26 protein-coding genes are annotated in these 20,649 nt (G+C 67.0%); 4 read left to right on the plus strand and 22 right to left on the minus strand.

The window, feature by feature from the left end; genetic code table 11:
- Positions 1-404: 404 nt before the first annotated feature.
- Genes ABS88_RS01740 through trbB form a run of 11 tightly spaced genes read right to left on the minus strand, consistent with a single transcriptional unit; the run spans position 405 to position 9,630 of the window.
- Complete coding sequence (locus ABS88_RS01740) at positions 405-626, minus strand: DUF2274 domain-containing protein (RefSeq protein WP_286748844.1); 222 nt, start codon at positions 624-626, stop codon at positions 405-407.
- Positions 623-1,849, minus strand: coding sequence for a TraB/TrbI/VirB10 family type IV secretion system protein (locus ABS88_RS01745; RefSeq protein WP_286748845.1), 1,227 nt, complete (start codon positions 1,847-1,849; stop codon positions 623-625). Before ABS88_RS01745 ends, ABS88_RS01740 begins: the two co-directional genes overlap by 4 nt.
- Positions 1,846-2,661, minus strand: a complete 816-nt coding sequence (gene trbG, locus ABS88_RS01750; RefSeq protein WP_502686132.1) for a P-type conjugative transfer protein TrbG — start codon at positions 2,659-2,661, stop codon at positions 1,846-1,848. The genes ABS88_RS01745 and trbG overlap by 4 nt, the downstream gene beginning before the upstream one ends.
- A 17-nt stretch (positions 2,662-2,678) precedes the next feature.
- Positions 2,679-3,362, minus strand: coding sequence for a conjugal transfer protein TrbF (gene trbF / locus ABS88_RS01755; protein ID WP_286748923.1), 684 nt, complete (start codon positions 3,360-3,362; stop codon positions 2,679-2,681).
- Positions 3,363-3,366: 4 nt separating this feature from the next.
- Positions 3,367-4,647 carry a P-type conjugative transfer protein TrbL gene (gene trbL / locus ABS88_RS01760; RefSeq protein WP_286748847.1) on the minus strand — a complete coding sequence of 427 codons (1,281 nt, stop codon included), beginning with the start codon at positions 4,645-4,647 and terminating at the stop codon, positions 3,367-3,369.
- Entirely contained in the window at positions 4,644-4,967 is a 324-nt protein-coding gene (trbK-alt, locus tag ABS88_RS24990) for a putative entry exclusion protein TrbK-alt (protein WP_353745035.1), read from the minus strand. The genes trbL and trbK-alt overlap by 4 nt, the downstream gene beginning before the upstream one ends.
- Positions 4,897-5,613: a P-type conjugative transfer protein TrbJ gene (gene trbJ / locus ABS88_RS01770; protein ID WP_286748849.1), complete on the minus strand. Its 717-nt coding sequence runs from the start codon at positions 5,611-5,613 to the stop codon at positions 4,897-4,899. The genes trbK-alt and trbJ overlap by 71 nt, the downstream gene beginning before the upstream one ends.
- 6 nt (positions 5,614-5,619) lie before the next feature.
- Entirely contained in the window at positions 5,620-8,055 is a 2,436-nt protein-coding gene (gene trbE, locus ABS88_RS01775) for a conjugal transfer protein TrbE (RefSeq protein ID WP_286748850.1), read from the minus strand.
- Positions 8,052-8,321 (minus strand): VirB3 family type IV secretion system protein, encoded by a 270-nt coding sequence (locus ABS88_RS01780; RefSeq protein ID WP_053555699.1) that lies wholly within the window; start codon positions 8,319-8,321, stop codon positions 8,052-8,054. Before ABS88_RS01780 ends, trbE begins: the two co-directional genes overlap by 4 nt.
- Positions 8,321-8,653 carry a TrbC/VirB2 family type IV secretion system protein gene (locus ABS88_RS01785; RefSeq protein ID WP_137890089.1) on the minus strand — a complete coding sequence of 111 codons (333 nt, stop codon included), beginning with the start codon at positions 8,651-8,653 and terminating at the stop codon, positions 8,321-8,323. The genes ABS88_RS01780 and ABS88_RS01785 overlap by 1 nt, the downstream gene beginning before the upstream one ends.
- Positions 8,650-9,630, minus strand: a complete 981-nt coding sequence (gene trbB / locus ABS88_RS01790) for a P-type conjugative transfer ATPase TrbB (protein WP_286748851.1) — start codon at positions 9,628-9,630, stop codon at positions 8,650-8,652. Before trbB ends, ABS88_RS01785 begins: the two co-directional genes overlap by 4 nt.
- A gap of 218 nt (positions 9,631-9,848) precedes the next feature.
- On the opposite strand from trbB, the gene ABS88_RS01795 reads away from it, so the two are divergent.
- From ABS88_RS01795 to ABS88_RS01810, 4 genes are all read left to right on the plus strand, one after another.
- Positions 9,849-10,367 (plus strand): LuxR C-terminal-related transcriptional regulator, encoded by a 519-nt coding sequence (locus ABS88_RS01795; RefSeq protein ID WP_286748852.1) that lies wholly within the window; start codon positions 9,849-9,851, stop codon positions 10,365-10,367.
- Positions 10,368-10,429: 62 nt separating this feature from the next.
- Entirely contained in the window at positions 10,430-10,762 is a 333-nt protein-coding gene (locus ABS88_RS01800) for a hypothetical protein (RefSeq protein ID WP_077031274.1), read from the plus strand.
- A gap of 122 nt (positions 10,763-10,884) precedes the next feature.
- Positions 10,885-11,277: a hypothetical protein gene (locus ABS88_RS01805; protein ID WP_286748853.1), complete on the plus strand. Its 393-nt coding sequence runs from the start codon at positions 10,885-10,887 to the stop codon at positions 11,275-11,277.
- A gap of 137 nt (positions 11,278-11,414) precedes the next feature.
- On the plus strand, positions 11,415-12,221 hold the full coding sequence (locus tag ABS88_RS01810) for a JAB domain-containing protein (RefSeq protein WP_286748924.1): 807 nt from the start codon (positions 11,415-11,417) through the stop codon (positions 12,219-12,221).
- Here ABS88_RS01810 and ABS88_RS01815 read toward each other — a convergent pair.
- The 11 genes from ABS88_RS01815 to ABS88_RS01865 form a co-directional block, all read right to left on the minus strand.
- Complete coding sequence (locus ABS88_RS01815; protein ID WP_286748854.1) at positions 12,197-12,637, minus strand: ribbon-helix-helix protein, CopG family; 441 nt, start codon at positions 12,635-12,637, stop codon at positions 12,197-12,199. The two genes, ABS88_RS01810 and ABS88_RS01815, sit on opposite strands and share 25 nt — an antisense overlap.
- The gene (locus tag ABS88_RS01820) at positions 12,634-14,679 is read right to left on the minus strand and encodes a conjugal transfer protein TraG (protein WP_286748855.1); all 2,046 of its coding nucleotides are present in this window, start codon (positions 14,677-14,679) and stop codon (positions 12,634-12,636) included. Before ABS88_RS01820 ends, ABS88_RS01815 begins: the two co-directional genes overlap by 4 nt.
- A 28-nt stretch (positions 14,680-14,707) precedes the next feature.
- The gene (locus tag ABS88_RS01825) at positions 14,708-16,453 is read right to left on the minus strand and encodes a relaxase/mobilization nuclease domain-containing protein (RefSeq protein ID WP_286748856.1); all 1,746 of its coding nucleotides are present in this window, start codon (positions 16,451-16,453) and stop codon (positions 14,708-14,710) included.
- Positions 16,454-16,684: 231 nt separating this feature from the next.
- The gene (locus tag ABS88_RS01830; RefSeq protein ID WP_286748857.1) at positions 16,685-17,434 is read right to left on the minus strand and encodes a lytic transglycosylase domain-containing protein; all 750 of its coding nucleotides are present in this window, start codon (positions 17,432-17,434) and stop codon (positions 16,685-16,687) included.
- 3 nt (positions 17,435-17,437) lie between these two features.
- Positions 17,438-17,770, minus strand: a complete 333-nt coding sequence (locus tag ABS88_RS01835; RefSeq protein WP_286748858.1) for a DUF736 domain-containing protein — start codon at positions 17,768-17,770, stop codon at positions 17,438-17,440.
- Between the two features lie 5 nt (positions 17,771-17,775).
- Positions 17,776-18,345 carry a S26 family signal peptidase gene (locus tag ABS88_RS01840; protein ID WP_286748859.1) on the minus strand — a complete coding sequence of 190 codons (570 nt, stop codon included), beginning with the start codon at positions 18,343-18,345 and terminating at the stop codon, positions 17,776-17,778.
- The gene (locus ABS88_RS01845; RefSeq protein WP_286748860.1) at positions 18,342-18,851 is read right to left on the minus strand and encodes a DUF2840 domain-containing protein; all 510 of its coding nucleotides are present in this window, start codon (positions 18,849-18,851) and stop codon (positions 18,342-18,344) included. The genes ABS88_RS01840 and ABS88_RS01845 overlap by 4 nt, the downstream gene beginning before the upstream one ends.
- On the minus strand, positions 18,848-19,099 hold the full coding sequence (locus tag ABS88_RS01850; protein ID WP_053555711.1) for a helix-turn-helix transcriptional regulator: 252 nt from the start codon (positions 19,097-19,099) through the stop codon (positions 18,848-18,850). The genes ABS88_RS01845 and ABS88_RS01850 overlap by 4 nt, the downstream gene beginning before the upstream one ends.
- Before the next feature lie 98 nt (positions 19,100-19,197).
- Positions 19,198-19,860 (minus strand): DUF2285 domain-containing protein, encoded by a 663-nt coding sequence (locus tag ABS88_RS01855; protein WP_444805321.1) that lies wholly within the window; start codon positions 19,858-19,860, stop codon positions 19,198-19,200.
- Complete coding sequence (locus ABS88_RS01860) at positions 19,784-19,996, minus strand: transcriptional regulator domain-containing protein (RefSeq protein WP_286748862.1); 213 nt, start codon at positions 19,994-19,996, stop codon at positions 19,784-19,786. Before ABS88_RS01860 ends, ABS88_RS01855 begins: the two co-directional genes overlap by 77 nt.
- Before the next feature lie 125 nt (positions 19,997-20,121).
- Complete coding sequence (locus ABS88_RS01865; RefSeq protein ID WP_286748863.1) at positions 20,122-20,439, minus strand: DUF736 domain-containing protein; 318 nt, start codon at positions 20,437-20,439, stop codon at positions 20,122-20,124.
- Positions 20,440-20,649: the final 210 nt, after the last annotated feature.

Consider the following 20,649-nt stretch of genomic DNA (forward strand, 5'->3'; position numbering starts at 1 on the left):
GCAGCACCGCAAGCTCGCCGCTTAATATCAACCCCAGGACGAGGCCCGCGCTCCGCTAATCTACGCCGCGATCTGCGCCAAATGTTCTGACGACAGACAAGGCGATAATGATCCTGCTCCCTCGCATAAACTGCGCGCAAAGGATCGGCGTCGCCGCCGTCGGCACCATGTCCGGCCTCGAGGGCGGAGCGAAGGTCAGACATAGATTCTTCTCGATAAAGTGCGAGTCGGCTCGGCATTTACACCCTGTAGCAGCTACAGGGTCAACAGCCTGGATCGACAAATTCCTTCAGCGCGAAGAAGACGGCTGAATGGGCAGTCACGCTCGGGTTCGGATCGGGTTCGGCAAGCCGGAGGCTCGATGCACACTGGCGGCAGGGAGCCGAGAAACCAGCGGCATGGGGTCAACGCTGCCGTCGCAGCTTGCCGAACTCGCGGTCACCGCTCATGAAGTGCTCAATCATCGGCGCTATCAGTCGCTCTGCCGGCAAAGGTTCGGAAAGCCCGTTGGCCCCGGCGTGAACCCGCGCGTAATCCGTGAGATCGCGCAGGACCGCGCCGGGCAGTTCCACGGTCACCTTGACTGGCCGGTCCTCGGCAATCGCTCCAAGCCTCAATTTGCTCATAGCGGGTCAGCAGTGGAAATCGGCTCCAGCACCAAGTCTCGCGTCACGATGACGCGGAACGCGAAACCGGGGCGGACGGAGATGGTCGGCGGTATCGCCAGCTGACGCTCGACGATTTGCCGCCCGGTCTGACCCATCGAATCCTGCGCGCCCGTGCGCATGGCACGGACCAGCCTGTCCTCGTCTCCTGCTCCGAGTTCCGCGCCGACGCCGAGCAGGGTCGATACAAGCGCCGCCTTGAACATATGGCCCCAATGATTGTCGGTGCGGTCGGCAAGGCCGGCCATGCCGGCAGCATCCGCCCCCGGAAGCCGGCCAAGAACGATCGATCGCCCCCGGGGAAGGATCAGCCGATCCCAGGCGAGCAAAACACGACTTTGCCCCGCCACGATCTCGCTGTCATATTCCCCGACCAGGCGCGACCCTTGGGGAATGAGAAGAATCCGCCCGGTAGGGCTGTCATAAACATTCTGGGTCACTTGCGCTATGATCTGGCCCGGAAGATCGGAACGGATACCGGTGATCAACGCCGCCGGAATGATATTCCCGGATTGCACAATATAAGGCGAAGCGAGCGGGACGATGCGCACGCCGCTGTCCGTCCGGCGCGGACCAGTCGCTCCGAAAAACGGGCGAGCCGGGACGTCTGCGGTCGGTGGATGGATCGCTAATACAGGCGGCGCGGACTGTCCTGGCGCAACAGCCGAAGCGCGGGCTCCCTCGCTCGCCAGAAAGAGATTGCTACCGCGCGCCGCGTCGCTTTCTTGAATCCGGCGCTCGCGCGCCTGATCCGCAGCCCGTTGTTGCGGATCGGCGTGAGGCGGAACAGTCGCCATAGGGGGCGGGGGGACCATCTTGCCCTCCTTCTGCGCCGACACGATCGGTCGGCCGAGGTCGCCGGGAAGTGGCGGCCCGAGCTTCGGCACCGCGCCATAGTCCGCAGCCGCGCCGGTGATGAGTTCCGAGCGGTTGGGGCGATCGGTTTCATAGACATTCTCGCGGGGGTCGGGTTCCGGCGTCCGCAGCGCCCAGAGCAGCGCGCCCGCGATCGCCAAGCCCGTCGTACCACCGATGATCGCGAGCGTGCGCCGTGAGAGGCGCATCACGGATGGCATTTCGCCCTCGAGCCGGAACCCGTCGGGGCTGGGCGGCGCGACGGTGCATTCCGCGGCACCGGCTTCGGAGACCAGCTCTGCCTTCTCCTCCCGTTCTGGCACGCTCATGACCGCCCCCGACGACGCTTGTCGTCGCGCTCGATCCGCACTTTTTTCGCGCCGCGTCCGCTTCCGAGCCGAAGTTCGGCGCGTTCAAACAGGCGATCGACTATCAGGAACCGGCCTTGCACGCGGTAATTGACGAGCTCCGCGCCGTCCTTGTCGCCGAGCACGAAGAGCGGGGGCATATCGCCCGCGGCAATGCCGTCGCCAAACTCGACGAACAATTGGCGGCCATCGTCGAAGACGCGCAGCGGGCGCCAGGGCACCTTGTCGCCGCTGATCCGGTAACCAAAATTGAGCGCCGAAAAGTCGATGCCGCCCGCAACGGGTGCAGCGCGGTCCCGCTCGGTTTCGGCCGCTCGCAATGCGATCAGCTCATCGGCTGGGTAGGACCAGCTGACTGCGGCCATATAGGTCGAAGGCGTCGCGCGCAGTTCGAGATGATAGGTGCGGCGGTTGGTGTTGATGACGAGGTTCGTCATGATGTCGGGGCGGGTCGGCTTGACGAGAATATGAACGCGCCGCGACACACCGGCGCCGCTCAGCGTGTCGCCGATGATCCAGCGGACCGTATCGCCGGCGGCGACCGGTCCGGGTCCGACGAGCTCCTCGCCTTCCTGGAGCGCGATGTCGGTGACCTGCCCCGGGGCTGTATAAATCTGGAACAGCGCGCCGTCGGCCCAGGCATATTTCTGGATCGCGTTGAGAAATGTCGCACGGTCCGGCTGGACGCGCGCCGCGTCATTGGCCCGGCCGACCTGCATCTTGACGTCGGAGGGCGTGGCAACCGCAGGAAATGCGAGCGCGGCTGCGGTCACAAGAAAGATAAAACGCGTCACTGGCTGAGCTCCTTCGACCAATTTACGGCGGTGACAAAAATTCCGAGCGGGTTGCGCCGCAGGGCATCGGGGGTGCGGGGCGGCTGGACCGTCACGGTGACGATCGCCGACCAGCGCGACGTCTCGAGAAGACTGCCGTCCTGATAGCGGCGCTCGGTCCAGGCGATACGAAAGCTGTCCTTGGAGGCCCGGATCACGCTCGACACATCGACCGCGACCTGTCGTTTGCCGATCTCCGCGAAGGGATCGTTCAGTCTCGCATATTCATTGAGCGCCTGCGCGCCGCTCGCCGTGGCGAAATCATAGGCGCTGAGCCAGTCTTTGCGCAGTACGACCGGATCGGCCGGAATCGACCGGACATGCTCGATGAAGCGCGCGAGATGGAAGGCGATCTGCGGATCGGTCGGCGACCAGTCGGCGTCTGCGGGCGCGACGGCCCTTGCCTCGCCGAGCTTGTCGACCTCGACCACCCAGGGCGTGATCGTGCCGCGCAGCGACTGCCAGACCAGAGCCGAGGCGAGGCCGCCTGACAGAAGCAGGGTGCCGAAAAAGGCGAGCCGCCAATTCTTCGCCTGGACGCGCGCCGAGCCGATGCGATCGTCCCAGACCTGCGTCGCGCGCTGATGCGGCGTGACCGGGACGGGCGAGATCCCATAATGATTGGAGGGCCTGCGGAAAATCATATCAATCCCTTTCGCTGATGTCAGGTGCGGAGCCGGCGCCGTGGCTATCGCCGCCCTTCAGGGTCTGCGCGCCGACCATCGCGCCCTGCGCGACCGACTGCCGATGCCGCATCGCGGTCGCCCAAGCCGGCGGCGTACCGGCAGCAGGTGCCGGTCCCGCCTTCGCCGCCTGACCCGCGCGGCCGGCCGCAAACTGCTCGCGGGTCCGCTCGGCGGCACGCCGAAGCGGGGACGCCGCAGCGCTCGCCGCCGAGCGCGCGACATTGGCGAGACCCGCACCGACCGCTTGCGCCCCGCTCTTCCCGGCCGCGCCTGCGGCGTAGGAGGCCGATGCGCTGCCCGCAGTGCGGGTAGCGCCAGCCGCAGCGCCGCGCGCAAAGCTGGCGGCGGCACCGGTAGCCAGCGTCGCACCCGCCGCGCCCGCGGCGAGCGTGGCGCCGGCGGCGACGGCCGTGCCGGCCGCAGCGCCTGCGCCGAGCTGGGGGCCGCCCGCGACGATGCCATTGGCGATCGAAGGACCGAAGATACCGAGACCCAGCAATGTGAGCGCGCCAAGCGCGATCGCCATAACCTGCTCGATGTCCGGCTCGGCGCCAATCTGGGCACCCATGAAGCGGTCGAAGAGGGTCGTGCCGATCCCGGTGATGACGGCGAGCACCAGCACCTTGATGCCGGAGGAGACGATATGGCCAAGGACGCGCTCCGCCATGAACGCGGTGCGGCCGAAAAAGGCGAAGGGGATCAGAACGAAGCCCGCGAGCGTGACAAGCTTGAACTCGAGGATCGTCACGAAGACCTGCACCGCGAGGATGAAGAAGGCGAGGACGACGATCACCCAGGCGATCAGCAGGATCAAGATCTGTACGAAGTTGGTGAAGAGCCCGATAGGCCCCAGGAGGTCCTTGCTCGCATCGAGAAGCGGCTCCGCGGCATCGAGGCCCGTCGCCGCGACGACGCCCGGGCGCATGAAGTCGCCGATCGCCATGGCGCCGCCGCTTGCCTTCAGCCCGAGACCGGCAAAGCTTTCGAGCATGATTGTCGCCAGGCTCTGGAAATTACCGATGATGAACGCGAAGACGCCAATATAAAGCGTCTTCTTGACGAGGCGCTGAAGGACATCCTCGTCGGCTCCCCACGCCCAGAACAGCGCGGCGATCGTCACGTCGATGACGATGAGCGTAGTCGACAGAAAACCGACTTCGCCGCCGAGCAGCCCGAAGCCGCTGTCGATATAGGTCGAAAAGACCGACAGAAATTGGTCGATCACGCCCGTGTCGTTCATCGCTCGTTCCTCCGCTCACCGAAAAACCGGCGACGCTTCGCTTCCCATGCCGCTTCGCAATCTGGGTCGACCGTCGTGACGGTCCGGCAGCGGCGAAGCCTATCGTCCGGCGCCGGGTGTGCGTCCGCCCCGGAGACCTGGGGGACGGACGCACGGGGCGCGGGCGGCCAGGTCGCGGCGACGAGCGCGAGCGTCATGGCGATTCCGCCCAGCACTGCCGCGCCTGCGATCCTGGCCGCCCGACCCATCTCAATTGCCTTTGAGGAAGCGGCGGAAGCGCTCGCGTCCTTCGGCTTCGGCAGCAGCCGCGCGGGCGGCATCGAGCATCTGTGCCCGCCCCTGCGCGGCGATCGCAGCGGCAAGATCACCAAGTTGCTGCGACTGGAGCGCAAGCAGCTGGTTGCCCGCCTGTGCCGCCTGAAGGGCGCCGGCCGCCGACTGGCTCGCGGTCACCAGCGTCGTGATCGAGCGGCGCGCATCGCCCATATTGCCGACGACGCCCGCCTGGACCTTCATCGCATCCTGGAAGGCGCCGACGCTGTCGGTCCAGCGCGCCTCGGCATTGGCGACCATTTCCGCCTGCGTGCCCGTCAGTGCGCCGCCCTTGTAGCGCGCGTCGAACGCCTTCTGGATGTCGCCGACATCAAAAGCGACCCGCTGCGCTTCGCCGAGCAGGGTGCGGGTCCGGTCGACCTGCCCTTGCAGCTCTTGGAGCGTCGAGACCGGCAGGCCCGACAGGTTGCGGGCCTCGTTCGCGAGCGATGTCGCCTGATTCTGCAGCTGCTTGATCTGGTTGTTGATCTGCTCGAGCGTGCGCGCGGCGGTCAGGATATTCTGCGCGTAATTGCGGGGATCGTGGACGATCCCGCCCACTTGGGCCGCGGCCGGGGCGGGCACGGCCGCAGCCGCGATGCCGCACCCGGCGACGAGCAGCGCGGCCGCGCAATGGAAAATCGGGGTCTTCATGGTCATTCACTCCTTCAGGGTGGAAAATTCGAGATTGGCGAGAAGATCGGCCGCCCAGTCGAGGCGGCGCTCACGCAGCCAGGCGGCGGCAAAGCCGTCGCTCCCATGTTCGGCGACGAGTTCGCCGATGCGGATCTGATCGGTCTTGGAAGACGCGGCGGTGAAGGCGAGCGCGATCTCGCCGAGGCCCAGCTCGAACAGCCGGTTCCCGCGGCGCGACTGGCAATAATAATCGCGCTTCGGGGTCGACCGGCTCAATATCTCGATCTGCCGGTCGTTGAGGCCGAAGCGCTCATAGACCCGCGCGATCTGCGGCTCGGCGGCGCGCTCATTGGGAAGGAAGATGCGCGTCGGGCAGCTTTCGATGATCGCGGGCGCAATGCTCGAACTCTCGATGTCGGCGAGGCTCTGCGTCGCGAAGATGACGCTCGCATTCTTCTTGCGTAGCGTTTTCAGCCATTCGCGCAGCTGCGCGGCGAAGGCCGGACTGTCGAGGATAAGCCAGCCCTCGTCGATGATGATCAGGGTCGGCGAGCCATCTAGGCGCTGCCCGATGCGGTGAAAGAGATAGGCGAGCACGGCGGGGGCCGAGGCGGCGCCAACGAGGCCCTCGGTCTCGAGCGCCTGCACCCGTGCGCTGCCGAGGCGTTCGACCTCGGCGTCGAGGAGGCGTCCCCAGGGTCCGCCGACCAGATAGGGCGCCAGCGCCTGCTTCAATTCCTGCGATTGCAGCAGGACCGCGAGCCCGGTCAGCGTCCGCTCCGCGACCGGCGCGGTGGCCAGCGACGTCAGCGCCGACCAGAGATGTTCCTTCGCGGCCGGATCGACCGCGACGCCTTCGCCCGCGAGGAGCGCGGCCAGCCATTCGGCCGCCCATGCCCGTTCGCCCGCCTCGTCGATGCGCGCGAGCGGCTGCAGCGCGACGCCGCCGCCGTCATCCTGCAAGGCGCGGCCCAGATCCTGCCAGTCGCCCCCCATGGCGAGCGTCGCGGCGCGGATCGAGCCGCCGAAATCGAAGGCGAAAATCTGGCTGCCCTCATAGCGCCGGAACTGCAGCGCCATCAGTGCGAGGAGCACCGACTTGCCGGCGCCCGTCGGGCCGACGACGAGGCTGTGGCCGACGTCGCCGACATGAAGAGTGAGGCGGAACGGGGTCGAGCCTTCGGTCTTGCCATAGAGCAAGGGGGCATCACCGAAATGCTCGTCCCGTTCCGCCCCCGCCCACACCGCTGATAAGGGTATGAGGTGGGCGAGATTGAGCGTCGAAATGGGGGGTTGGCGGACATTGGCATAGACATGACCGGGGAGACTCCCCAGCCAGGCGTCGACCCCGTTCATGCCCTCGACCGTGCAGGTGAAATCGCGGCCCTGGATGGCCTTCTCGGCGAGCCGCAGCTTTTCGGCCGCGATGGCGGGATCCAGATCCCACACGGTCAGCGTCGCGGTCACATAGGCGATGCCCGCATGGTCGGCGCCGAGTTCCTGCAATGCCATGTCCGCGTCGGCAGCCTTGTTCGAGGCGTCCGAGTCCATGAGCACCGACGTCTCGTTGGTCATCACCTCCTTGAGGATCGCGGCGACCGATTTGCGCTTGGCGAACCATTGCCGCCGGATTTTGGTCAGCAGCTTCGTCGCGTCGGTCTTGTCGAGCATGATCGCGCGCGTCGACCAGCGATAGGCGAAAGCAAGCCGGTTGAGTTCGTCGAGCAAGCCCGGCCAGGTCGCCGTCGGAAAGCCGGTGATCGTCAGCGTGCGGATATGATGCTCGCCGAGCCGCGGCGCGAGACCGCCGACGAGCGGCTGATCGGTGAGCAGCGCGTCGAGATAGACGGGTGTTTCGGGGACGCGGACGCGCTGCCGATTGGTCGAGACGCAGCTGTGGAGATAGGTGAGTGTCTCGCCGTCGCCCAGCCATTCGGCCTCGGGAACGAAGCCTTCAATCAGATGGAGCAGCCGCCCGCTACGATCGACGAAGCCTTTCAGCAGTTCTTTCGGATCGACACCCGCCTCCGAGCGCCCCTCATAAAGCCAGGCCTCGGCGCGCGCAGCCTCTTCGGCGGGCGGCATCCAGAGCAGGGTCAGATAATAGAAGCTTTCGAAATGCGCGCCTTCCTCGCGGAACTGCTCGCGGCGCTCGACATCGACCAGCGCCGAGACGGCGTCGGGAAAATCCGAGACCGGATAGGATATCGCGGGAACACGCTGCGCCTCGACGAAGACCGCCCAGCCCGAGCCGAGCCGCCGCAGCGCATTGTTCAGCCGCGCGGTCACCGAGACGAGTTCGGCCGGGGTCGCGCTGTCGAGGTCGGGACCGCGAAAGCGCGCAGTGCGCTGGAAGGAGCCGTCCTTGTTGAGGACCACGCCCTCGGCGACAAGCGCCACCCAGGGAAGATAGTCGGCGAGGGAAGCGGATTTGGTGCGATATTCGGCGAGGTTCATCATGGGCGCATCCAGACAGGAAATTTGAGGTGACGGCGGGCGACGTCGACGAACTGCGGGTCGTGCCGCGCCGCCCAGACCGAAAGGGCATGGCCGATCGCCCAGAGGGCAAGGCCGGCGATCCAGAGCCGAAGGCCAAGCCCGATCGCGCCGGCGAGGGTTCCGTTGACGATCGCCAAGCTGCGCGGCGCGCCGCCGAGCAGGATCGGCTCGGCAAGCGCGCGGTGGACCGGCGCGAAGAAACCCGGAATGTCGGCCTCCTGTGCCATCAGACGAGCGCCCCGCCGCCGAAGGAGAAGAAGGAGAGGAAGAAGCTCGATGCCGCGAAGGCGATCGACAGGCCGAAGACGATCTGGACCAGCCGGCGGAAACCGCCCGAGGTATCGCCGAAGGCAAGGCTCAGGCCGGTGACGATGATGATGATTACCGCGACGATCTTGGCGACCGGACCCTCGATGCTCTCGAGGATCGACTGGAGCGGGGCTTCCCAGGGCATCGACGAGCCGCCGGCATGGGCCGGGACGGCGACGATCATCGCGACGACGATCGCGGTCGAGGTGAGCATGGCGCGGCGGGCGCCATGCCGGGCGGCACGGATCATGAGCTTTCTCCTTCTTGTGTGTGCGGGACCAGGCGATATTCGCCGGTGGCGGGATCGAGTCCTTCGACCCGCGCAAGTTCGGACAGGCGCCGGCCGGTCCCATCGCGGACGAGGACGGCAACAAGGTCGATCGTTTCGGCAAGCAGCGCGCGCGGCACGGTTACGACCGCCTCCTGGATGAGCTGCTCCATGCGGCGGAGCGCCCCGAGCGCGCTTCCGGCGTGGATCGTACCGATCCCGCCCGGATGCCCTGTTCCCCAAGCCTTCAGCAGATCGAGCGCTTCGGGGCCGCGCACCTCGCCGATCGGAATGCGATCGGGCCGGAGGCGGAGCGACGAGCGCACGAGGTCGGTGAGCGATGCGACTCCGTCCTTGGTGCGCATGGCGACGACATTGCGAGCGGCGCACTGCAACTCGCGTATATCCTCGATGATGATGATCCGGTCATCGGTGCCGGCGATCTCTGCGAGCAGCGCGTTGGCGAGCGTCGTCTTGCCGGTTCCGGTGCCGCCGGCGACGAGAATGTTCATCCGCCCGGCGACCGCATGCCGCAGCGAGGCGGCGGCAGCCGGCGCCATGATGCGCGCCCCCACATAATCGTCGAGTGTGAAAACGGCTGCCGCAGGCTTGCGGATCGCGAAGGCCGGAGCGATCACCACGGGCGGCAGCAATCCCTCGAACCGCTCGCCGCCGCCAGGCAGTTCAGCCGATACGCGCGGACTCCCGCCATGAACTTCGGCGCCGACATGATGCGCGACGAGGCGGATGATGCGTTCGCCATCGGCCGCGCTCAGCCATGTACCGCTGTCCGCGATGCCCTCGCCGAGCCGGTCGACCCAGAGGCGGCCGTCCGGATTGAGCATGATCTCGACGACTTGCGGGTCGGCAAGCCAGCCGGCGATCGCCGCCCCGAATGCGGTCTGCAACATGCGCGCGCTGCGATTTCGCGCTTCGAGCCGGATCGGTTCTGCTGCCATGAGAGGACCCCGTTTCGCGGCGCCGGACCGGATGTCCGTGCGACGGGGCCGAGTAAGAGACGCAGGGATTGCTCCAATTCAACAAGCTTTTGAGCGCGTCGCACCGTGGCGTCGAAAGACAGGCTATGGCGTAGGCGCCGTCATCGCGGGAAGCGGCCGCGCTTCCGCGAATCACCCCCGGGGCTTGTGCCGGAGGCGATTTTGACAAGAGTGTGAACATGAGTGATTCGAGGTCGCACACATATGAGGACGCCGAACGCTGGGCGCGCCTCACCGACAAGCAGCGGGCCTGCCTCGATCTCCTGATCGAGCGACAGACCTCGAAGCAGATCGCGCGGCAGCTCGGAATCGCCAAGCCCACCGTCGATCTCCGGCTGACCAAGGCGCGCGATATATTGGGGACGGCGAACCGGGACGAGACCGCGATCGTCTATGCCCGTCTCAAACAGACCTATGACCGGATCACATGCGATCCGATCGACCTTCCGCGGCCGCCTAAGCTCGTGCCATCCCACTTCCCGGACGGAGGCCCGGCCGACGCGATGGCGCTGAATGACAGTGCCCTGGCGGCGGGCGGGCCGATGGAGACCAGCCCGCCGTCCAGGGATTTCTGGAGGCATGACCATGCCCGGACGAGGCGAGCGCTGATCATGGCGGCCATGCTGGTCGCACTGGTCCTGCTCATCCTCTCGGGGCTCGCCATCGCCCAGGCGCTGACGACGCTGATCTCCGGCTGATCCCTTTCCCTTGTGCCCAAACAATTGCCGGATCGCCCCCGCGTTCCGGAAAAGGAGAAGTCATGTCCAAAGAAATCAACTTCGCAGCGGCTCGTCTCGAGCGCGACGTCCCGGCTGCGGAAGGCAGAGTCGATGATGCCCTCATCGCGGTGTCCTCGCTGATGACAAGTGTCGTTACCGCGCGACGCGATACCATCGGCGTGCCGGCCACCAGCGGCCATGCGACGATCCGGCGGCTCGCGAAGGCGCAGATGGCGCTGGTCGATGTGAGCGGCGACATTCTTCGCGTCCATGGCGATCTCGTGCAAATCGGTCGCGAGACGGCGGGCTATGACCTCCATGAATGCCCGGCGATCGCCGGCGCGGTTTCCGAGCCTCTTCCAGCGGCCGCCTGACCCCGATTGACCGGGAGCAGCCAGCATGAAAGGTTCGGGCGATGCGCATGGCATTTTTCCTCGCTTTCTTGCTGGTTGCTCTTGGCTATGCGGCCTGGCGCGGGGGCGGACCCGAACGCGCGATGGCGGCGATCGCGCTGACCATGGTGGGAGCGGACAAGATGCTCCACGCTTTCGTACCGGTCGAATTCGCATCGCTGGACACGGGCCATCTCGCGATCGACCTGTTCGGCGCGAGCGCGACCACCCTGCTCGCGCTTTTTGCGCATCGCTTCTGGCCCATGTGCGTCGCGGTGCTCCATATTCTGCCGCTCCTCGCGCACACGAGCCGGTTCCTCGATGTGGAGATTCATCCCGCAGCCTATCTGACGATGCAGGTTGCGACCTCGTGGCTGATTCCGCCGATCCTCATCCTCGCAACCTGGCGGCACCAGCGACGCCTGGCGCGCGGCGACAGCGAGCCGTCCTGGTACATCTCGTCGCGTCGATCGATCCCGAGAACAGCCAATCGATAGCCGAAACACTACTTGCCGAGTTCCATAGTCTCGATCGCATCTGGTCGCGGTCACCCGAGGCGCTGGCGCGAATTCTGGGCAAGCAGAGTCCGGTCATAGGCCTTCTGCTTGCCGCGCGCGAGGCCGGCCTCGAAGCCATGCGCGCCGAATTGCTCGGTCGCGTTATCGAACCCTCCAGCCCGAAATTGATCGAATATCTCAAGACCTCGATGGGCGCGCTGCCCGAGGAAATTCTTCGCGTGTTGTTTCTGGACGCGTCGCGCCGGCTCGTCGCCGACGAGCAAATGCAGCATGGCTCGGTTCGGCAGCTGGCACTTTATCCGCGCACGATTTTCCGGCGCGCGCTCGAGCTGGACGCAGCGGCTATCCTGCTGGTCCATAATCATCCAAGCGGTGACCCGACCCCGAGCGACAGCGACATTCGCGTGACCGAACTCCTGCGCGACATCGGCCGGGCGCTCGACGTCGAACTCATCGGCCATATTATCGTCACCCAGCGCGAACACCATAGCCTGGCCGCCGGCAAAACTCCTCCGAGGGGAAGACCGGGACCGCCGTTGACCCTCGGGGACGGACATCGCGACCGCATCGAGACAGAGAAGGGAGTTGCCGACCTCGCGCTCTCCAATGCGCGCCGGACCTTGCGCCGGCGGTTGCTGCGCAAACAGCTTCTGGGCAACGATGAATTATTCGGCGAGCCGGCGTGGGACATGCTCATCGACCTCTTCATTCATGAAGGCGAGGCCAAGCCGGTGTCGACGAGCAGCCTCGGCATCGCCTCGGGGCTGGGGATGAGCAGCGCGCTGAGGCTGGTCCAGCGACTCTGCGATGCCGAGCTCCTGGTCCGCACATCGGATCCCGCCGACGGGCGGCGAAACTTCATCCAGCTTGCGCCCGAAGTCGCGCACCGGCTTACCGCCTATTTCGCGGCCGGCGAGGAATGAGTGCCGGGCGGCGTGCCCGGCGATACTTCCTCCTGGAACTTCGGCCCGAGTTCCATCCGGCGCGCGAGCGTATCGACGAACGCCTCCCACCGTTTCTTGCCGGTAGCCTGCGCCGCCTGCAGCGCCGCATCGGGGAGCGGCGGATTGTTCGTCAGCCAGGATCGGATGAACAGCGCGGCGGTCTCGTTCGACAGCTCGATATGCCATTCAAGCCGCTCGATCTGCCGCGACAGGCGGTCGAGGCGCCGGGCAAGCACGGCCTCGAGCCGCTCCTCCTGATCGGGTGTGAGCAAGGATGCGAGCGCCGCTTCGACGATATCGGTTCGCGTCATGCGCCGGCTGCGCGCCCGCTCGTCGAGTTCGCGGCAAAGCGCGGCGTCGAGGCGGAAGGTCCGTTTGACGGCGGGCTTTTTCACAGGTCGATTCCATCGCCCGGATCGAGCGATGCGTTGCGCGCATTGCGCTGCATCGCCCGGTCCATGGCGCGCCGGTCGCGCGCCGCGTCGCCCCCCTCGCCGCGATCGAAATCGAACTCGTTGACCTCGGGCACGGGTTCGGGGGCCACATTCTCATGATCGGCGAGGCCCGGCTCCCGCCGGATTCCCGAATTGCTCCCCTGTTCCCCCGTTTCGTCCGCTTCGGCTGGCGCCCCCGCCTTCGGGTCGCCGTCCTCTGCTGGCGACGCCCGATGTCCGGCAGGCCCCGGTCCGGGAAGCAGAAGGACGGGCGGCGGCGCCTGCGACCGCGGCGTCCAGTCGTCGTCCGCCCGTTTCGGCATCCGGGCAAGCGCCGGCGGCGGGAGAATGCGGCTCATGAACCGGGGGTCCGCAAAATAGCGTGCCTTCGAAGCACGGATCGGCGGCACCCCGGCGGCCATGACGATCTGCTCACCGGGCGGCAGTTGCATCACCTCGCCCGGGGTGAGCAAGGCGCGGGCGGTTTCGGTGCGCGACACCATGAGATGGCCGAGCCAGGGCGACAGGCGGTGACCGGCATAATTTTTCATTGCGCGCATTTCGGTCGCAGTCCCGAGCGCATCGGAAATGCGCTTGGCGGTGCGCTCGTCGTTGGTCGCGAAGCTCACCCGGACATGGCAATTGTCGAGGATCGCATTATTCTGCCCATAGGCCTTTTCGATCTGGTTGAGCGACTGGGCGATCAGGAAGGCCTTGATCCCGTATCCCGCCATGAAGGCGAGCGCGCTTTCGAAGAAATCGAGGCGACCCAGCGCCGGAAATTCGTCGAGCATCAGGAGCAGGCGTCGCGGCCGCGCACCGGGATTCAGCTCTTCGGTAAGCCGGCGCCCGATCTGATTGAGGATGAGGCGGATCAGCGGCTTGGTGCGGCTGATGTCGCCGGGCGGCACGACGAGATAGAGCGAGGTCGGACGATCCCCCGCCATCAGATCGGCAATCCGCCATTCGGAGCGGCCCGTCACCGCCGCGATGACGGGATCGCGATACAGGCCGAGAAAGGACATGGCGGTCGAGAGCACCCCCGAGCGTTCATTGTCCGACTTGTTCAGCAATTCCTGCGCGGCCGCGGCGACGACGGGATGCACGCCCTTGTCCCGCAGATGCCGGGTGGTCTGCATGCGGCGCAGCGTCGAGACGATCGGTCGTCGCGGATCGGACAGAAAGGCGGCGACGCCGGCGAGCGACTTGTCTTCCTCGGCGTATAACACGTGCAGGATCGCGCCGACGAGCAGCGCATGGCTCGTCTTCTCCCAATGGTTGCGCTTCTCGAGGCTGCCTTCGGGATCGACGAGGACATCGGCGACATTCTGCACATCGCGCACCTCCCATTCGCCGCGGCGCACTTCGAGCAGGGGATTATAGGCTGAAGATTTGGCGTTGGTCGGATCGAAGAGCAGCACGCGGCCGTGCAGCGCACGGAAGCCCGCTGTCAGCTGCCAATTCTCACCCTTGATGTCATGGACGATGCAGCTTCCCGGCCAGGTGAGCAAAGTGGGCACGACGAGCCCCACGCCCTTGCCCGACCGTGTCGGTGCAAAACAGAGAATATGCTCGGCGCCATCGTGACGCAGATAGGCTTTGCCGAACCGGCCGAGCACGACCCCTTCGCCCCCGAGCATCCCGGCAGCGCGTATCTCGCGCCGGCCCGCCCATCGCGCCGAACCATAGGTCTCGGCCTTTTGCCGTTCGCGGGCGCGCCATACCGACATGGCGATCGCGACGATGATCGCGGCGAACCCACCCGACGCCGCAATCAGCGCGCCCTTGTAGAAGATCGGCGGCGCATAGGCGTCGAAGGCGAACCACCACCAGAAGAAGGCCGGCGGCGGATAGACCGGATAATCGCCGAGGCGGAACCAAGGGTCGCCAAGCTCGGGCTGGAAAGCGAGCGCCGCCGCCGTCCATTGTGTCGCGCCCCAGACCGCCAACAGGACGATCAGAAACACAGCCGTTATCTGGCCCCAGAGAATCCTGTCGTTCACGCTCGCCTCCCATGATGGATGCCCGGCCTCACAGCCCGATGCCCCTGCCGCGCCCGAGCGCCCAGTCGACGGTGCCGCCGGGCGTCATCGTTCCGGTGACATGCTGGCCAAGATGCTTGTCGAGCGCCGGGCGCCAGGGAACGAGCTGGAAGCCGACCCCGTCGTCGATCATCGCGAAACGGCCCGAGGACAAAGTGACGCGCTCGCGGTAGATGCCGCTCACATAGTCATTCGACCCCGAAGGTCTGTGCGCGAGGCCGGTGCGCTCGGCGATCGAGCGGGACGCCGCGTCGAGATCGCGCGCGTTCAAGGTCTCGATGAGACCCTGCGCGAGAATGACGCGCTGCCCCTGGCGGCTCGCCAATCCCTGCCCGGCGAGGTGGCGCGACCGCGCATCCATCGCATCGCGAATTTCGCGTCCGAAGCCTTGATGGCTTGCCGCCGGCTCGCGGGCGACGAGTTGACGGTCGAGCCAGGTCGCACCGGGCGCGGTCACTTGCGCACCCAGCGGCAGGTCCGATCGCGTTGCGAGCGACAGCCGGATCTGCCCCTTTGCGTCGGCCCAGGATCGAAGCTCGACAATGGCGCCGGGCCGCGCGTCGCCGGTCATCTCCATGTCACCGAACCGCAGATGGTGCGTGCGCCCGTCGGCGCCGTCGATAATCGCATAGGCGCTGCCGGCGAGTTCGTCGTGAAGCCCGCGATCGACGAGGCGGCCGATGACCGGATCGGTCGGCACATCGCAGTGGAGAGCAAGCACCGACGGGTCGAAGCGGCCGCCATCGCGGGTCAAGGCGCGGTGCATGGTCTTGATGATGTCGCCGCGAACCGAGAGGTCACGCAGCACGGCTTCGGCATCGCCGCGCATGACCCAGATGCCGGACTCGATTTGCTCGGCAAGACCGAGCGCCTCGAGCTTCGCCGCCCGGCCAAGCAGCTGTCGATGAGGATGCCCGTCGGCCTGACCCCCCGGCCGAAGATCGATCTCGCCTGCCCCCTCGGTTGCCATCCGCTCGAGCGTCCGGTCGAGGTTCGTCCAGCGCTCGGCGTCGACCTCGCGCGCGAGCGCATCGGCGATGTCGCGCGCGCTGCGCGGCCCGAGTTCGAGCGTGGCGATATCCTCGGCGCGCCAGCGCAGCCCTTCGCTCATATAGCCGCGGTCGACGACGAGATCGTTGCCGTCGTCCGCGACGCCGCGCACGAGGATATGGATGTGCGGATTGTCGGTGTTCCAGTGATCGACGGCGATCCAGTCGAGCCGCGTCTCGAGATCCTTTGCCATGTCGGCCATGAGGTCGCGGGTGAAGCGCCTGAGGTCGCCGATCTCCCCGGCATCCTCCGGGCTGACGATGAAACGAAAATGATGACGATCGTCCTCGCAGCGCGATGCGAAGTCGGCGCGGTCGGCGCGGTCCCCTTCCGCGTCGAACATCGAAGCGTCGCGGCCGTCGCGGGTGACGCCGTCGCGTTCGAGATATTGGATATGACGCGCGAGCGGCGCCGAGCGGAAGCGCTGGCCCTTGTGGCGCACGATCCGCGCCTTGATGACGACGCGGCGGCCGTCGGCACGAAAGCGTGCCCGCGCGAGCGCGCGGCGGCCGCGGCCATGATGCCCGGTGCCGCCGCCGGACCCCGGCGGACGGCGCGCGAAACCCTTGCGCGCCATGGAGCGGCGCACCTGCCCGGCAAGGCTCCGCCCCCGGCGCGACACCCCGGCCCCGCGGTCCCGCCCCCTTCCCGGCCGGATCTTAAACTCACCGTCGTCACCGCTCACGACGGGCCTGCCATATCATAAGGCACTGAATTTTCTTCGGAATGTCCGACATCATATGGCCAGGCAATTGCGAGCCATATGAATTTTCCGCTGATTTGCGCCCCTCATCGACCAAGTGGCTGGCAGCCCTTTTATCTCGCCATACTTCCCTTCCATCCCGGCCAATCCCGCCCTTCCTTGCCGGCTTTACCCGACAAGGCGCGGACGAACGCGGCGGAGCGAGGAAGGTCTTCATCGACGGTCCTGACCGGAAAGCGGGACGAAGAGCTGGTGCCGCCCGGCACCGGTGGCTGGCGCAGCGGCCGTCGGACTCTCCGGCAGACTGCTCGAGTCCGGGACGGCCCGCGCGCGATCTTCGACGATGGAGGCGTTGTCGCCCCGCGCGGCAAAGAGTGTCGATCGCTGCCAGCCCGGCGCGACCGAAGGCGGCGCGGCGGCGCGCGAAGCAATGCCGGAAGCGCCAAGCTCGGGCGCGATCCGCGCGACATAGGCGCGCGTTTCGGCAGGCAGTCCGCGCCGTCCGGACGCGAAGGCGTCGGCGCGGCCCGGTCCCGCATTATAGGCGGCGAGCATCAGCGACACATCGCGGTAGCGATCCCACATGGCGCGCAAATAGGCGGCACCTGCAAGGATGTTCGAGCGCACATCGAACGGGTCGGCGCCAAGTCCGTGGCGCGCTGACAACATCGCCCAGGTCGCGGGCATGATCTGCATGAGCCCCATCGCGCCAGCGTGCGAGACGGCGCGCGCGTTGCCCCGGCTTTCGGCATGCATGACGCGCCAGATCCAGCGTTCGGGGATACCGAAACGCTGCGACGCCTCGGCGACCGATGCCGCATAGGGATGGACATCGGCATGCACCGCCGGCGCGGCGACGGCAGCGGATGCGCCGCCGAACGACGCGCCGAGTGCGCAGCCGATTGCCGCGCAGCGCAGCGCGAGCGCAATGGCGGTGCAGGACGATCGCGGCCCGTATGCCATGGTCTAGCTCCGCTCGCGCGCCGACTGGCGCGACCAGAGCAGATGATGTTCGCCATCCTTCTGCGACGCGCGGAGCAGGTTCGCGCGGAGCGGAACCGCGAAGGCGGGGTCGTCGATCTGTACCGCGATGAACGCACCGGCGCGCTCGCCGGTGCGGTTCCAACCGGCGCCGATTTCGATTCCACTTGCAGCGTCGCCGAGGAGCAGCCGCCATTCGGGGGCATTTTCAGCCGCCGACGGCTGCGCCCGAACGATGGTGATCGCGGCATCGCAGGTGAGGGTGCGCAGACGGCCAGCATAGCCGTCGCCGCACTTTTCGAAAGTTCCGATGAGCATCGATATCACTCCTTTTCGCTGCGGGGAAAAACAGGATCGCGTCCCGACGGGCGCCAGCGCAGCGGCGCGCACGGGGCGTCGCGGGTCAGGATCGGGTGCGCCGTTCCGAGCAGGCCGATGGTCGGAAGCGGCCCGAAGTACCGCCCGTCGAGGCTGTCCGGCGCCGCATTGATCAGGAAGATTTCGCGGGGCCGGACGATGCGGCAGCCGAGCCAGACCGGCAGCGGCCGGCCGGCCCGGTCGCGCGCCCGCGCGCGGGCAAAAGCCTGGCCGTCGACGGTCACGAAGACGCCCGAGCGACAGACGCGCGCGCCGGGGAGTGCGGCAACGCGCTTGAGAAGCGGCACGCCGCGAGGCAGGTAATTGCGCCGCGCCATGTAGGCGGCGAGATCAGCCGGCGGCGAGATCGCGACCCAATCGCCGACCACGGGCGCGGCGCCGGGATCGATGCGATACAGACCGACCGGCGCGCTTTGGCTCGCATTCCATAGCAGGCGCGGCGTTGGCGCGAACGAGGCCGAAAGACCGAGCAATGTCACGGCGGCAGCGGCAATATGGAGGTAGCGGCGGTTCATGATTCGATCGCCCGGCGGCGTAGCCATGCCGCATGGCGCGCGGCGCTATAGGGACGAAAGGGCATCCCGGCGGCGAGACGGTCGGCGACATGACGCCAGTGATCGGGCGATGCGTCGCACGGATCGACCCCGGCGGCCTCGACCGCATCGACCGCTTCGAGCACCCGCGACACCTTCGGCCAGCTCTCGATGTGGAGCAGAATTTCGCCGCCCGGCCGGACGAACGGCAGCGCCGTATGAGGCTCGCCGACAGCGACCGCGGTGACGATCTGGATGCTCGAGTGGATGGTGCCGAAGTCGTTCGAGGACCAGCGCATACAGGCGAAGGTCGCTCCCGGACGAAACATGACGACGCGCTTGCGGCGGCTGACGATCCGCTCGGCGGCGACGCGGCCAAAGCGGATCCATTGCTCGGTGCGGCCTTCGATCCAGGTCAGTTCGACCTCGGTCAGCGGCGGCTGCGCCGCTGCCGTGCTCGCCGCCGCGATGCGATCGGGCGGCATCATCGGCGCACCGGCCGCGCGGGATGGACGGTTCCCTTGCCCGGATCGGAGGTCGAAGAGCGCCGGCCGATCTCGGCCCAGGCGTCGAGATCCTCGATCCCATAGACGACGCGTCCGCCAAGCTTGCGATAGGCGGGCCCGGTCCCGTAGCAGCGATGCTTCTCGAGGGTGCGGGCCGAAAGTCCGAGATGCAGGGCGGCATCGGGCGTTCTGAGATAGCGCGGGCCAAGGGCGGGCAAGGGGGGATTCATTCGCGTGCTCCTTCCAGCCGCCGGGCCGAAAAAAGCCGGTGCGGCGGGTCGTGGAGCGTGGTGGCGCGAAGAGGAGCGAGAGCCGGAGCGGCTAAAATTCAGGGCAATTTTTGTCGCCCCGCAGGGCCGGCGAGCAGCGCCCGATACCCGCCCTGCATCAGACCGCGTGCTTCCTCGATCAACCGCTGCGTTCGCCTTCGTTCGGACGAGGACTTCCATTCGGCGCCGCGGCCGACCGACAGGCGGGGGTAGATGATGAGGCGCGCAACATCGTGAGAGGTGACGCCGGCGCCGCCCGGTCCGTGCAGGAGATCGAGAATGGCGAGCATCGTGCCGAGGCGGCGCGCCTGATAGGCGGTCGGCAAGAAGCCGGCAGACGGCGGGCCGGGCGCATCGCCGAGCCATCGATCGAACCGCGCAGCCGCCTCACGGCGCAGGCCGACCAGCGAATCGCGCAGGATCAGGTTCGCAAGCGGGACGCCGGGACCGTCGCTGCGAAGCCACAGGCGGTGCCATGCCCGGTCGTCGGCGAAGACGAAGTGCCGTCCATCTTCAAGGCGGCGATCGGCGGCGACAAGATGGGGCGGCGGAACCGAAAAGGCGTCAGCCGCCGGGCATCCCGGCGGCGCCACGTCGAGGATGTTCGTGTAACCGCAGATCGCCGCCGACCAGAACGCAGGACTTTCACGCGCCGAGCGGGTCGGCGGGCATGGGAAAGCAAAGACCCCAGCGCCGGGCCATCGCCTCCCCCGCGGCGACATCGCCGCGGCGCCCGCCGGTCATAACGCAGTCATAGTCGCGGACATAAACAGGGTTGCGGCGCAGAAACTCCTGCGCGAAACCCGGAAAATCGAGCGGCGCCCGCTGCGTCACCTTCAATCCGGCCGTGTCTGCCACCGTCACCTCCATTGGGATGACGGCAGCATCGCGATCGGATGGGATGGGCCTATTCCCACATCGCGGAAGGCCGATCCCCAGATATGGGTATCCCGCCCGGCTGCTGCCGGGCGGGATAAGGGAGCTCAATCGCCGCCGCGGCGGGCCTGGCGGCTCCAGACCAGATCATGTTCCTCGCCTTCGCCGGCGAAAAGCTGGGCGAAGATGGGGGCGGCAAACGTCGGATCGTCGAGCTTGACCGACAGATAGGGGCGCTTGTCCTGCGTCTTCTTTTCCCAGGCGGCGCCGACTTCGGCCTCGCCGATGAAGACGCGGTGGCTGGGGGCGTTGCCGCTCGGATTGTCTTCCGGAACGATGCGAACCGATTTCGCCTGCACCGAGAGAGTGACGATCTGTCCCCGATATTCGCCGGAAACCTTCTTGAATGTGCCGATCCTGGCCATGATGCTTATCCTTTCCTTGGGCTCGGGCCGCACCAGCGCGGCCTCGATGCGCATCGGTGGTCAGCAAGGGGCCGGTGCCGCAGCCGTCAGGCCCGCAGCGCAGCGGAGGACGGACACGGGCCGTCTTTCTTGTCTCGCGAGGAACGGCGGCACGCCGGGGGAAGAAAGTCGGTCAGGCCGTTGCGGCGTTCCGGACCAGCGCAGCGGCTT

Source organism: Sphingopyxis sp. SCN 67-31, from assembly GCF_001725095.1.

Bases quoted from the DNA above. Each gene is read 5' to 3' on its own strand.
- ABS88_RS01835 (WP_286748858.1), bottom strand. From the start codon at position 17,770: ATGCTCATCGGAACTTTCGAAAAGTGCGGCGACGGCTATGCTGGCCGT.
- ABS88_RS01805 (WP_286748853.1), top strand. From the start codon at position 10,885: ATGGCGGCGATCGCGCTGACCATGGTGGGAGCGGACAAGATGCTCCAC.
- ABS88_RS01800 (WP_077031274.1), top strand. From the start codon at position 10,430: ATGTCCAAAGAAATCAACTTCGCAGCGGCTCGTCTCGAGCGCGACGTC.
- ABS88_RS01865 (WP_286748863.1), bottom strand. From the start codon at position 20,439: ATGGCCAGGATCGGCACATTCAAGAAGGTTTCCGGCGAATATCGGGGA.
- trbB (WP_286748851.1), bottom strand. From the start codon at position 9,630: ATGGCAGCAGAACCGATCCGGCTCGAAGCGCGAAATCGCAGCGCGCGC.
- ABS88_RS01745 (WP_286748845.1), bottom strand. From the start codon at position 1,849: ATGAGCGTGCCAGAACGGGAGGAGAAGGCAGAGCTGGTCTCCGAAGCC.
- trbJ (WP_286748849.1), bottom strand. From the start codon at position 5,613: ATGAAGACCCCGATTTTCCATTGCGCGGCCGCGCTGCTCGTCGCCGGG.
- ABS88_RS01785 (WP_137890089.1), bottom strand. From the start codon at position 8,653: ATGATCCGTGCCGCCCGGCATGGCGCCCGCCGCGCCATGCTCACCTCG.
- ABS88_RS01830 (WP_286748857.1), bottom strand. From the start codon at position 17,434: ATGGCATACGGGCCGCGATCGTCCTGCACCGCCATTGCGCTCGCGCTG.
- ABS88_RS01855 (WP_444805321.1), bottom strand. From the start codon at position 19,860: ATGTCGCCGCGGGGGAGGCGATGGCCCGGCGCTGGGGTCTTTGCTTTC.
- ABS88_RS01810 (WP_286748924.1), top strand. From the start codon at position 11,415: ATGCGCGCCGAATTGCTCGGTCGCGTTATCGAACCCTCCAGCCCGAAA.
- ABS88_RS01795 (WP_286748852.1), top strand. From the start codon at position 9,849: ATGAGTGATTCGAGGTCGCACACATATGAGGACGCCGAACGCTGGGCG.
- ABS88_RS01740 (WP_286748844.1), bottom strand. From the start codon at position 626: ATGAGCAAATTGAGGCTTGGAGCGATTGCCGAGGACCGGCCAGTCAAG.
- ABS88_RS01845 (WP_286748860.1), bottom strand. From the start codon at position 18,851: ATGATGCCGCCCGATCGCATCGCGGCGGCGAGCACGGCAGCGGCGCAG.
- ABS88_RS01840 (WP_286748859.1), bottom strand. From the start codon at position 18,345: ATGAACCGCCGCTACCTCCATATTGCCGCTGCCGCCGTGACATTGCTC.
- ABS88_RS01850 (WP_053555711.1), bottom strand. From the start codon at position 19,099: ATGAATCCCCCCTTGCCCGCCCTTGGCCCGCGCTATCTCAGAACGCCC.
- trbE (WP_286748850.1), bottom strand. From the start codon at position 8,055: ATGATGAACCTCGCCGAATATCGCACCAAATCCGCTTCCCTCGCCGAC.
- ABS88_RS01780 (WP_053555699.1), bottom strand. From the start codon at position 8,321: ATGGCACAGGAGGCCGACATTCCGGGTTTCTTCGCGCCGGTCCACCGC.
- trbK-alt (WP_353745035.1), bottom strand. From the start codon at position 4,967: ATGCCGCCCGCGCGGCTGCTGCCGAAGCCGAAGGACGCGAGCGCTTCC.
- trbL (WP_286748847.1), bottom strand. From the start codon at position 4,647: ATGAACGACACGGGCGTGATCGACCAATTTCTGTCGGTCTTTTCGACC.